11 protein-coding genes and 1 riboswitch are annotated in these 12,240 nt (G+C 40.7%); of the genes, 4 read left to right on the top strand and 7 right to left on the bottom strand.

Features of this window, described 5'->3' with window-relative positions; genetic code table 11:
• The 3 genes from ccoN to ABIB30_RS12815 all read right to left on the bottom strand — a co-directional run bounded on the left by ccoN (window position 1) and on the right by ABIB30_RS12815 (window position 4,762).
• The gene (ccoN, locus tag ABIB30_RS12805) at window positions 1–2,112 is read right to left on the bottom strand and encodes a cytochrome-c oxidase, cbb3-type subunit I (protein WP_354302578.1); all 2,112 of its coding nucleotides are present in this window, start codon (window positions 2,110–2,112) and stop codon (window positions 1–3) included.
• Window positions 2,113–2,180: 68 nt separating this feature from the next.
• Window positions 2,181–2,375 (bottom strand): cbb3-type cytochrome oxidase assembly protein CcoS, encoded by a 195-nt coding sequence (ccoS, locus tag ABIB30_RS12810; RefSeq protein WP_354302580.1) that lies wholly within the window; start codon window positions 2,373–2,375, stop codon window positions 2,181–2,183.
• Window positions 2,372–4,762 (bottom strand): heavy metal translocating P-type ATPase, encoded by a 2,391-nt coding sequence (locus tag ABIB30_RS12815; RefSeq protein ID WP_354302581.1) that lies wholly within the window; start codon window positions 4,760–4,762, stop codon window positions 2,372–2,374. The genes ccoS and ABIB30_RS12815 overlap by 4 nt, the downstream gene beginning before the upstream one ends.
• Window positions 4,763–5,013: 251 nt before the next feature.
• Here ABIB30_RS12815 and ABIB30_RS12820 point away from each other — a divergent pair, with 251 nt between their 5' ends.
• Both ABIB30_RS12820 and ribB read left to right on the top strand, forming a co-directional pair.
• Window positions 5,014–6,330: a sensor histidine kinase gene (locus ABIB30_RS12820; protein WP_354302582.1), complete on the top strand. Its 1,317-nt coding sequence runs from the start codon at window positions 5,014–5,016 to the stop codon at window positions 6,328–6,330.
• Between the two features lie 44 nt (window positions 6,331–6,374).
• Window positions 6,375–7,025, top strand: coding sequence for a 3,4-dihydroxy-2-butanone-4-phosphate synthase (ribB, locus tag ABIB30_RS12825; protein ID WP_354302584.1), 651 nt, complete (start codon window positions 6,375–6,377; stop codon window positions 7,023–7,025).
• Between the two features lie 397 nt (window positions 7,026–7,422).
• Here ribB and ABIB30_RS12830 read toward each other — a convergent pair whose 3' ends face one another.
• Window positions 7,423–8,295, bottom strand: a complete 873-nt coding sequence (locus ABIB30_RS12830) for a LysR substrate-binding domain-containing protein (protein WP_354302586.1) — start codon at window positions 8,293–8,295, stop codon at window positions 7,423–7,425.
• A 158-nt stretch (window positions 8,296–8,453) separates the two neighbouring features.
• Here ABIB30_RS12830 and ABIB30_RS12835 point away from each other — a divergent pair, with 158 nt between their 5' ends.
• On the top strand, window positions 8,454–9,668 hold the full coding sequence (locus ABIB30_RS12835; RefSeq protein WP_354302588.1) for an MFS transporter: 1,215 nt from the start codon (window positions 8,454–8,456) through the stop codon (window positions 9,666–9,668).
• Between the two features lie 43 nt (window positions 9,669–9,711).
• Here ABIB30_RS12835 and ABIB30_RS12840 read toward each other — a convergent pair whose 3' ends face one another.
• From ABIB30_RS12840 to ABIB30_RS12850, 3 genes are read right to left on the bottom strand one after another with little or no spacing between them, the layout of a single operon-like run.
• Window positions 9,712–10,110: a DUF1634 domain-containing protein gene (locus ABIB30_RS12840; protein WP_354302590.1), complete on the bottom strand. Its 399-nt coding sequence runs from the start codon at window positions 10,108–10,110 to the stop codon at window positions 9,712–9,714.
• A gap of 5 nt (window positions 10,111–10,115) precedes the next feature.
• Window positions 10,116–10,949, bottom strand: coding sequence for a sulfite exporter TauE/SafE family protein (locus ABIB30_RS12845; protein WP_354302592.1), 834 nt, complete (start codon window positions 10,947–10,949; stop codon window positions 10,116–10,118).
• Between the two features lie 24 nt (window positions 10,950–10,973).
• Complete coding sequence (locus ABIB30_RS12850) at window positions 10,974–11,624, bottom strand: FadR/GntR family transcriptional regulator (RefSeq protein WP_354302594.1); 651 nt, start codon at window positions 11,622–11,624, stop codon at window positions 10,974–10,976.
• A 243-nt stretch (window positions 11,625–11,867) separates the two neighbouring features.
• Window positions 11,868–11,955: riboswitch (TPP riboswitch) on the top strand.
• A 60-nt stretch (window positions 11,956–12,015) separates the two neighbouring features.
• Here ABIB30_RS12850 and thiS point away from each other — a divergent pair.
• Window positions 12,016–12,219 carry a sulfur carrier protein ThiS gene (gene thiS / locus ABIB30_RS12855; protein ID WP_354302596.1) on the top strand — a complete coding sequence of 68 codons (204 nt, stop codon included), beginning with the start codon at window positions 12,016–12,018 and terminating at the stop codon, window positions 12,217–12,219.
• Window positions 12,220–12,240: the final 21 nt, after the last annotated feature.

The raw sequence follows: 12,240 nt of genomic DNA on the forward strand, positions 1-12,240 counted from the left end.
TTATTTGGCTTTAATATCAGTTCCAAGGCGTTGCAGATAAGCGATGATCGCGATGATCTCCTTATCACTTTTTACCTTAATGTTGTTCTGTTGTAAATCGGCAGCTATTGCTTTGGCTTGCTTTTCTAAATCGGCATTGGCCTGATGCTCATAACCTTTTTCGTAAGGGACACCTAAAGTCCGCATCGCATTAATTTTTACGCGGGTTGTGGTGGTATCCAGTTTTTGCTCCGCAAGCCATTCGTATGGAGGCATAATACTGCCCGGAGACATCGTTTGCGGATCGTACAAGTGATTGTAATGCCATGCGTTACCATATTTTCCACCTTCACGTTGCAGATCTGGTCCTGTACGTTTTGAACCCCATAGAAATGGATGGTCATAAACGAATTCTCCAGCTTTACTGTATTCTCCATAACGTTCGGTTTCAGAACGGAACGGGCGGATCATCTGAGAGTGACAGTTCACACAACCTTCTCTGATATAAACATCTCTGCCTTGTAGCTCTAATGGCGTATAAGGTTTTACACTTGATATTGTAGGGATATTTGATTTAATTGTAAAAGTTGGCATCATCTCAATCATTCCACCGATCAGGATTACAATTAAAGAAAGCACCATAAAGATCATTGGTTTGCGTTCCAGCATGCGGTGCAATTTCTTGTCATCACCCTGTGCCACATAAACCGGAGGTAATGGTTGTGCTTCGGCAGCTTCATTCGCTACCAGCTTACCAGCTTTCATGGTTTTGATCAGGTTATAGGTCATCACGATCACACCTGTCAGGTATAAAGCCCCACCAATAGCTCTCATCACATACATCGGTATAATCTGCAGCACCGTTTCCAGGAAGTTAGGATATTTCAATAACCCTTCTGGTGTAAACTCTTTCCACATCAACCCCTGTGTAAAACCAGCAAAGTATAAAGGAACAGCATAAAATATAATTCCCAGAGTACCAATCCAGAAGTGGAAAGAAGCTAGTTTTACCGAGTATAAAGTGGTATTGTAAATTCTTGGAATTAACCAGTATAAAATAGCGAAGGTTAAGAACCCATTCCAGCCTAAAGCACCAACGTGTACATGTGCAACTATCCAGTCGGTATAGTGAGCAATTGCATTAATCTGTTTAAAAGCAAGCAAAGGGCCTTCAAAAGTCGCCATACCATAGGCTGTTAAACCTACGACCATAAATTTCAGTTTTGGATCTTCTCTTACTTTGTCCCAGGCACCGCGTAAAGTCAGCAGTCCGTTGATCATACCACCCCAGCTTGGAGCGATCAGCATCACAGAGAAAGCGACCCCTAAAGACTGTGCCCACGAAGGCAGAGAAGTATATAATAAATGGTGAGGACCTGCCCAGATATAGATGAAAATAAGTGACCAGAAATGCAGGATACTTAATTTATAAGAGTAGACAGGACGGTTTGCCATTTTAGGCAAAAAGTAATACATCATACCCAGATAAGGAGTAGTCAGAAAGAATGCAACCGCATTATGTCCGTACCACCATTGTACCAGTGCATCTTGTACGCCTGCGTAAACATAGTAGCTTTTGAAAGCAGAGACTGGCAATTGGATAGAGTTAACGATATGCAGGACAGCTACCGTAACGAAGGTTGCAATGTAAAACCAGATCGCCACATACATATGTTTCTCTCGTCTTTTAATAATAGTACCAAACATGTTGTAACCGAATACTACCCAGATAACAGTAATGGCAATATCAATCGGCCACTCCATTTCTGCATATTCATGAGAACTGGTTAACCCTAAAGGAAGAGTAATTACCGTTGCAATAATGATTAATTGCCAGCCCCAGAAATGTATCTTGCTGAGTATATCGCTGTACATCCTGGCTTTGAGGAGTCGTTGCAGGGAGTAATAAACGCCCATGAAAATCGCATTACCTACAAATGCAAAAATTACCGCATTGGTGTGCAATGGCCTGATCCGGCCGAAAGTTGTGTATTGGGAACCCATGTTCAAGGCAGGCTTGAATAGCTGCATGGCAATCAGAAGTCCAATCGTCATTCCCACTATACCCCAGACTATGGTGGCTAATGCGAAGTTTCTGACGATCTTGTTGTCGTAGTGGAATTTTTCAGTCATGAGAAAAACTTGTAGTTGTTTATGGGGGTAAAATTAGCTTCTGGTGTTATCCTGGGGAGTGACAGGAGTTATGTCCCGGAATGATCTTCATCACTTTTTTCTTCGTTCCGGGTTTCCTGAAGGTCTTCTTCTTCAAAAAGTACCCGTACACCTGGTGTAAAAAGATCATCATGCTGACCAGATTTATTTGCCCAGAAAAAGGCGAGCAGAAATAGCAATGCCAATAGAATACTGAAGCCAATCAGCATATAGATCATGTTCATAATAACTGGTTTTTACGGGCGTAAAACCGGGCGGTTAAACTGGTGAATAAAATAATGGTGATTGTACTCATTGGCATAAGTATCGCTGCCATCAATGGGGAAAGCAAGCCTTGTACGGCAAAGAACAAGCCCACCATATTATATAGCAACGAGATAATGAAACTCATATGGATCACTTTTACTGCATCTTTTGCCTGTTTAATGAACTGTGGGATTTTTTGGAAAGCAGCTCCATCCAATATGGCATCACAACCTGGTGAAAAGTTATTGATGTCGTCTGTGACTGCTACCCCTAAATTACTTTGTTTTAAGGCACCTGCGTCATTTAAACCGTCACCGAGCATCATTACTTTAGCCCCATTTTTTTGCAGCTGAAGAATATAATCCAGCTTTTGCTGTGGGCTTTGTTGAAAATGTAATTGCTGGGCTCTTGGGAAAAATGGGGTCAGCGAGTTCCGGTCGTGATCCTGGTCTCCTGATAATAAATGGAGGTCAGCAGTCTGGCTTAATTTTAAAGCTAAGGGTTTAAATCCTGCTCTCCATTGCTGGGCAGAGCGGAAATAACCACAATAACGTTTCTCAATGAGGATATGGACCACACTGCCTTCATCTTGTGTTTTCAACCCCAGGTAAGCAGCGCTGCCTAATTTTATATCGTGACCATCTACACAGCCACTAATTCCGCGGCCTACTTTTTCCATGTAGTGTCCGACTTGGAATAATGGAGTTTCTGCTAGCCATTTCACCAGTTCGCGGCTTAAGGGGTGTCCCGAATTCCTGGCCAGATCAAATACTAATTGGCGCTCATATTGATCGAGCTTTCCGTTAAATTCGAAACCTTTGGCTTCCGGGTTGGTAATCGTTCCGGTTTTATCAAATACGATCGTATCCACCCGGGCAAGTTCTTCTATAACTGATGTGTTTTTTAAATAGAACTTATTTTTATCAAAAATGCTCAGTACAGCGGCTAATGTAAAAGGCGAGCTTAGTGCTAATGCACAAGGGCAGGCAATAATCAGTACTGCTGTAAATGCGGCCACAGCTTTGTTGACATCAGTATTTATCCAATACAGGCCAGCCGAAAGAGCTATGGCAACCAGAACGATGCTAAAGTGCCTGCTAGCGGTGTCACTGAAAGTTTTTATAGGGTCTCTTTCCCTATTAAAGGCCTCATTGTTCCATAATTTGGTTAGATAACTTTGAGAAACGGGCTTGACAACTTCTAATTCAATGGCGCCATGGAGTTGTCTTCCTCCTGCGTAAATGATCTCCCCTAAAACTTTTTCTACCGGAATAGATTCTCCGGTTACAAAGCTGAAATCAAGTTTAGCATCTCCTTTTAATAAGATCGCATCGGCTGGAATAATTTCATTGCTGCGGATCAGAATACGGTCGCCGGTTTTCAGCTCATTTAAAGGAAGTGGTTTTTCTTTGCCGTCTTTTAACTGTGTTACTGCTACTGGGAAATAAGAGCGGAAATCGCGCTCAAAGGAAAGATAATGATAGGTTCGTTTTTGCATCCATTTACCGATCAGCAGGAAGAATACAAGTGAACACAACGTGTCTACAAAGCCAGCACCAGTTTGGGTAATAATTTCATAGGCGGAGCGGATAAACATAACTGCGATACCCAGAGCAAGTGGGAAATCGAGATTCAGGACTCCATTTCGGAGGTTTGTCCAGGCAGAGATAAAGTAATCTCTGGCGCTATAAAGGAGTACCGGAATGGCGAAAGCAAGATTAATCCAGCCGAAGAAGTTTTTGAAATCCTGGTCAAGGCTATTTAAACCAAAATAATCTGGAAAACTTAACAGCATTACATTGCCAAAACAGAATCCTGCAACTGCAATTTTAGTAAAAAGACTACGTTCAGAATGATCAGTTTGTTGTTTTTTGATCATATCCTGTAAGCTAATCAGCGGTTCATAGCCGATTGCGCTTAAGTTTTCCACAACCTCACGGAGTGAGATTTGCTGATTTCTGAAAGTAATACTGACTTGCTTTTTGAGAAAGTCAACGCGCGACTGTGCAATTGCGGGATTGATTTTATGCAAATGTTCGAGCAACCAAATGCAGGAACTGCAATGGATCACCGGGATAAAAAGTGTAATAACAGTAACTTTTGCATCAGTATAATCGACCAGTTCTGCAGCAATTCCGGGTTCATCCAGATAATCGAAATGTAATGTTTTCTTCTTCTGAGAGCTCCCAGGTACGTCATTATAGAGATAATAGCTGGAAAGGTTGTGTTTGGAAAGAATTTGATAAACGCCTTTACAGCCCAGGCAGCAAAATTGTTTATCGTCCGCAGGATAAGGCTTTTCTGGAAGATGGTCACCACAGTGAAAACAATGTGTTTCCACCGCTAAGCTATTTGTTTCTTTCATGCTGAAATTCTTTCCTCCAAAAATGGGGGCATAATCTCAGGTGTAAAATGATAGCAGAAACCTTAAAAAGTGACGCATGTCACTTTTATTTCCATAACTTTATATTTTATTTCGTGAAATTAAAAACTATTGCCCACTGCAGAGTCTTATTATAGAATGGAACTGTGATTTGCAGCAGAATATATCGCGAAATGAGCAAAATCGTTAGCAAATGATAGCTTCATCACAACCGAGAAACAATTTTATTATTGATGAAAAAAGATAAAATGCAGTTATGGTCACAACTTATGGGAAGTCCTGATACCCATACGCTGGAAGCAATCATATTTCATACTGCCTGCATTTTTACTGGTTTGCTTTTTATTTGCAGCATAGTTTTTAATTATCTGATAGGTTTATATACTTTATCAATCTTATTGGTACCAGCTGTATTCTCTGTTGGTTTTGTTTACTATTTATCAAAGTTTAAATACAAGCTTAATTTGGCGGTGACCATTTTTTGTACACTGGGCAATTTGTTATTTATAGCTTTTTTCCTGAAGAACTCTGGTATTAATGGCCCCGGGCTGGTAATTTATTTGCTTTTTTTCTTTTTGGTGATTAGTATTGTACCTAAAAATCAGCGCTTTGCATGGATGGCCGTTAATATCATTGTAGCGATCAGCCTTATCCTTTTTCAGTACCGTTATCCTGAGTTGGTACCTGTTAATTATGAGGATAATCTGAGCAGGCACCTGGATTTTAGTTATGTATATTTCTTTACTTTAATTATCATTTACTTTATTCTGACGAGTATTATAACAAGTTATAATCGGGAGCGGTTGCTGGCAGAAAAGCGGGCTGAGCAATTGGAGATTGCCAATCAGTCGAAGAATAAGTTGTTTTCTATTCTGGCACATGATCTCCGGTCACCTTTGAATTCTATCCAGAGTTTTCTGGAAATTTCTATGGAGGTTGAAATTGAGGAGGAGGAGAAAAGAAGCATAAATTCGAGTTTACTGAAAGAAACCAAGTATACGGGGCAGATGTTAATCAATTTACTTTCCTGGAGTAAAACGCAGATGGAGGGGGCGAGCGTGAAAATGCTTGTACTTAATTTGGATTGGGCGCTGGAAACGACGTTGCTTTTACAAACTAGTCTTGCGGAAGAAAAGGGATTGATTTTGAACAATAGGCTGCAGCAGAATATCTTTGTAATTGCTGACAATGATATGTTAGAATTGATTGTCCGCAATTTGCTGAATAATGCAATTAAGTTTACGCCACCTGGCGGACAGATCACCATTTCTTCTGAGGTACATGGTAAAGAGTGCTGGATTAAGATCCAGGATACGGGAATTGGAATAGATAAGATTGATTTTGATCATATCTTTTCTTTGAATTCTCAGAGTACTTATGGAACGAATCAGGAGAAGGGGGTAGGTTTGGGTTTGGTTTTGTGTAAGGAGTTTATTGAGTTGCAGGAGGGGAGAATCTGGGTGGAGAGTACGTTGAATGTAGGGACTACTTTTTTTATAAGCCTTCAGATTTCGTCGCAGAATGATTTGTTTGCTTTGCATTTGAATTGAAAGTTTAATTAGTCACCTTTGCACGGTCAAAAAAATTATAATATATGGAAGATCATTATGAGCTGTCCCGTTTCGGAAAAGGGTTTAAGGAAAGAGTTGAAAATGCGCTGGACTGTCTGAAAAAGGGTAAAGGGGTACTGGTTGTTGATGATGAGAGTAGGGAGAATGAGGGTGATCTGATTTTTCCTGCGGAGTCTATGACGGTGTCGGATATGGCTTTAATGATCAGGGAGTGCAGTGGTATTATTTGTCTTTGTTTGAAGCCGGATAAGGTTGATTCTTTAGAGTTGCAGCCTATGGTACAGGTGAATACGAGTAAGTATCATACGCCTTTTACGGTGTCTATTGAGGCTAAGGAGGGGGTGACTACCGGTGTTTCTGCTGCGGATCGTTTACAGACAATCAGAACGGCTATTGCTGATCAGGCTAAGCCTGGTGATCTTTCCAGACCTGGTCATGTTTTCCCGTTAAGGGCTAATGAGGATGGGGTTTTCGGCAGACGCGGGCATACTGAGGGGAGCATTGATTTAGTGGTTTTGGCTGGGTTCAGACCTGTAGCTGTGCTTTGTGAGCTGACGAATGAGGATGGTACGATGGCAAGGCTGGCTGAGATTTCTGTTTTTGCGGATAAGTATGAGTCTACTGTGGTTTCTATCGAAGATATTTTTCAATATCGTTTATCGCTGCTGAAATAATTTTATGCGCGTTCTTCGAACGTAAAAAAAAGGAGTATACTATGTTCGGGCGACATTGCCTTCGCCGAAGAGGCTCGGAACGAATGCCCTTCACATTAGCATACTCCTTTTTTTACAGTTTCTCCTGTTGCAGGATGTATAATTGGATTCATAACCCGGTGGATAACTTGTTACATGGTTTGGTAAGTAGCCCTGTTGGATGTTTTTTTTGATTGCCTTGTTGGATAGCTTTTTAGATTGCACCGATGGATAGCTTTTGGATTGCCTTGTTGGATACTTTTTAGATTGTCTGTTGGATAGCTTTTGGATAGCTTTTTAGATTGTCTGTTGGATAGCTTTTTAGATTGCCTTGTTGGATAGCTTTTTGGATTACTTCAGTGGATAATTTGTTGCTTCACTATACTACTTTCATGAATTCTTCGACAAACAGCATTGCTGATTTTTTACGGTACACTCCTTTTTGCCAGAGGATGAAAGCCTGTTTGTAGAGCTTTTTATCTGATATAGGTACGGCAGCAATGTTTTCCCAGGTGCTTATTGCCTTTTCATTAATGATGGTTGCCCAGTTCCCGGATTCAACCATGGATAACAGGGAATGTACATCGTTCATTTCGATTCTTGTATTGGGCGTGATGTTGTTTTTTCTAAATATTTCATCGAATAGATCACGCGAGCTAAAGCCTTTGCTCGGGAGAATCAGGTCTAGTTTTCCGAGTTCTTTCAGGGAGATTTTTGGAAGCTTGGCCAGCGGGTTCTCTTTGGAGATAGCCATGATGATTTTGGAAGAGAAAACAGGCTGCATCTCAAAACCGCTACTGTCACGTTGTTCGTGGAAGGCCAGGATGATATCCAGGTCAGCCATTTTTAGTTTATTTTCCAGTTCACCTGCTGTTCCGTATTCGATGTGGATCATGATACCTGGATATTTCTCTGAGAAAGGAGTTAATGCCGGGAGCAGCAAAGAACTGAAGGCATAGGTTACTCCGATTTTTAGTTCTCCGTTAACCATGTTGGCGAGCTCAAATATGGCTTGTCTGGACTTTTTGATGTCAAGCATGATTTGATGGGCATGCGTGAGGAACACATTGCCGGCTTCAGTTAGCTTTACTTGTTTACCCATCCGGTCGAATAGGAGCATACCTAAATCTTCTTCGAGTTGTTTGATTTGCTGCGATAGGGTAGATTGCGTCACAAAGCAGGCTGCGGCGGCATCTGTAAAGTGCAGAAGTTCTGCGGCTTTGATGAAGTAGTTGAGTTGTCTGATTTCCATAATCGATCGTTAAAACTAATCAATATCATTAAAACTATCAATTTTATAAATAGATAGTTTATGCCGAAATTTGTAACAGTCTTTCTGATGAAGCTGCTAATGAGAAAATTAGATGCAGTACATCAGCTCTCAGACCTTCAAAATAGTAAAGTAATATCATGAATGTTTTTCGGTCGTTAAAATCACGTAATTTCAAACTCTTCTTTTATGGACAATCAATTTCCCTTGTAGGCACATGGATGCAAAAGACGGCGGTCAGCTGGCTGGTTTATCAGCTTACGGGATCTGCTGTTTTACTAGGGGTAGTTGGTTTTGTAAGTTTGATTCCTTCGTTAATTTTATCGCCATATGCAGGAAGTCTGGTAGACAGGCATAACCGGTACCGCATCCTGGTCATTACACAGGTTGTTTCTATGATTCAGGCAGGAGCACTGGCAGCAATTATCTATTTTGGATATAATAATATCATTTTTATCATCGGGCTGAGCCTGGTACAGGGGATTGTCAATGCTTTTGATGTAACCTGCAGGCAATCACTGATGGTGGAGATGGTGAATGATAAAAATGATTTACCGAATGCGATTGCACTGAACTCTTCGATGGCCAATTTTGCACGTATTGCAGGACCGGCTGTTGCAGGGATCATCCTGAGTACCTTTGGTACAGACATTTGTTTTCTAGGAAATTTCCTGAGTTACATCCCGGTTTTGATCTGTTTGTTCATGATGCGTTTACCTGTGCAAATTATTACGAAATCAACTAAAAGCATTTGGGTGGAATTGGAAGAAGGTTTCAGATACGTATCAGGAGATAAAGAATTAAGCAGCATGATCATGATGATCGGAATCAGCAGTCTTTTTGTAATTCCTTTCAATACACTGATGCCGATTTTTGCTAAAGATATTTTTAATGGAGATGCCAAGACCTTTAGCTGGTTTGAAAGTGCAGCTGGTCTGGGCTCAATTATCAGTGCTATTTATCTGGCCAATTTAAAAGACAGTAGTACGATGATCAAATTAACTACTATTGCAGGAGCTGTAATGGGAGGTAGTTTGTTGTTTCTTGCTTATGCACCGCAATTGCCAATTGCACTTGTGTTTATGGGTTTATCCGGAGTAGGGATGATGGCGCAGTCTTCAGCTATTAACACTTATATTCAAACACATGCTATTCCCGAAATGCGCGGACGTGCAATCAGTTACTATGTAATGGCTTACCAGGGCTTGATTCCTGTAGGTAGCCTGCTGATTGGCTGGGTTGCGCATTTGATTGGCCCAAGACCAGCGGTTATGATTGAAGGACTCATCGGAATCACTGCTACCGGTATCTTTGCCTATTACAAAAGCAGGCAGGCAGCAGTTAAAACTATATAATTTTAAGACAATGCGCGTATCAGAATGACACGCGCATTGTGTTTTAAATACTCAATCCTCCGAAAGTACTGAACAGAATAATTGAAAGTACAATCAATGTAATCAATACATAGAGTTTATCTCTTTCCATCCCAAACGCAACCAGCGAAAATACAATCCTTATAATCGGGGTCGCAATCAGAATGACTACACCGAGTTGGATGATTTCTTTTGCACTGCCTTGCCCTAATCCTTTAATGATCCCTGTTAGGCTAGTGTAGCCTTCGCCTTCCCCATGAAATGTACTGTAGTCAGGAAGGCCGGAGCCTTGTTGGAATAAGTACCAGATTCCGCCGATGATTGCAACAAGACCTGAAATTAATACACCATATCTTAAAACCTGACCGATCAGTTGTTGCATATCGTAGTCAGTTACTCTTTTAGTTTCTTTACTGTTATTCATGTTTCCTAGAATTTGTGATTAAAACCATTGTAAATCATGTTAAGGGCGATAGCTGTAATCGCAAAACTGAAGATGATCTTCAACCATTTGACGTCGATCTTCATCAATAACTTTGAGCCTGTAAAAGCGCCTGCAAGTACACCGATAATTACTGGAAAAGCAATTCCAGGATCGATATAACCTCTTTGTAAATACACCACAGCACTCGCAGCAGCAGTTACTCCGACCATGAAATTACTGGTTGTAGTACTTACCCGGAAAGGGACACGCATGGCACTATCCATTGCCAACACTTTTAAGGCACCTGAACCTATTCCTAATAGGCCTGAAAGCATTCCGGCCAGGGTCATAATGGAGAATCCACCGCCTATATTTTTTAGCTTATAGTCTACAACACCATCTTTTGTAGGGTAGCTACTGTTTAATTTCAGAAAATAAGATAGTTTACTACCTTCCGCTAATGCACCTTCATGTTTCTTTCTCAGGGTCATTGCCGCAGAAAAGATCAAAGTAACACCAAACAGGATAGCTACAATGTTAACAGGTGTATAGATCGCCAGAATAGCCCCCATAACAGCACCCGCTGTGGTCGCTATCTCCAGGAACATTCCGAGACGGATATTGGTGATGCCTTCTTTCACATAAGCACTCGCAGAACCAGAAGAGGTAGCGATTGATGCGACCAGTGCAGCACCGATTGCATAACGAATGTCAACGTGAAAAAACAGGGTCAGCAAGGGTATAATTACCACGCCGCCGCCAAGACCAGTTAGTGAACCAGCAAGTCCTGCAAGATAAGCCCCTAATAACAGGATCAGGGTAAAGGTTAAAATTGTCATGAGCTGTATGATTAATAATAGTTTTTAGTAATTGTTATCTAATAAAGTTTTGATGAGCTGTTCTGCCGCTGCCTGATCTCTGTTGACAATGGCAAGGGCAAGTTCTTCATGCCAAACATGGCTTCTGGCAAAATAAGCCATGTTTTGTTCTTTGCGCTTGGTAAAGAAATCCCGGATTACTGCAGTGAAGTTCTGATACAGATCAATTAATACCTTATTTTTTGAGGCTTTTGCAATGCTGACGTGAAAAGCTATATCTGCATCAGTGCATTTTTGTTGCTGATCGGTATCGATAGCTTTTTTTCGCTGCGAAAGATGATTTTGCATGGCAGTCAAATCTTCTTCAGTTCTGTTCAGACAAGCAAGTTTTACGATTTCTTTTTCAAGTAAAGAGCGGACAGTATTTATTTCTTCGAAGTCTGCCCGGCGCAGACGCTGTGCAAGAGTTTCCTCTTTTATTTTTGAAGCGACAAAAGTACCTGAGCCTTGTTGTACTTTAAGTACGCCAGAGATCGCAAGAGTTTTAATTGCTTCCCTGATGGTAGAACGGCCAACTTCATAACGCTCCATCAGTTCAGGTTCTGATGGGATTTTTGTGCCTTTTTTGAGTTTTCCAGAGGCAATATCGCTTTTGAGTGCAGCGATTACTTTGTCTGATAAATTGATTCTTTTCATCTGTTTTATCTATTGTCTTTCTTGTCAGATGGAGCCTTTGATGATTAAAATAATTATTGCCTTTCGGGTTTGATAATTATTTTAATCATGTCGGGTTTATGATTTAAACATCTGATGTTTCAAAGGTATGTAATCCTATTATACGTCTGATGTTTGTAATGCAAAAGTGACAAGAAAAACTGTTTTTTTTGAAGGTGATCTTTTAATAAATTTCTTTTCTTCTTAAAAATGTTATAGGTTTACAAAAAACTTTAGGGGTGCCTTGTGCTGAGATATACCCTTTGAACCTGATGCAGTTAGTACTGCCGAAGGGAAAAGTAAGGCCACAACTATGTTGTTGGTTTTCCATTCCTTATACAGGTCATTCCTATCGTTATTAAAAATGAAAAGAATGGAAATTACTGTAAATCATCAAACTTATTCTATTGCCGGTTCATGCTCTGTAGTACAGCTGTTAACTGCTGTTTTACAGATTTCAGAGAGCGGTATTGCGGTGGCTGTTAATCAGTCAGTCGTGTCTAAATCTGACTGGTCTGTATACCATCTTCAACCCGGAGATCAGGTCATGCTGATCAAGGCAACTCAAGGAGGATAATCCATTAATTTCTGTTTGCAA

This window comes from Pedobacter sp. UYP1, assembly GCF_040547305.1.
GTDB lineage: Bacteria > Bacteroidota > Bacteroidia > Sphingobacteriales > Sphingobacteriaceae > Pedobacter.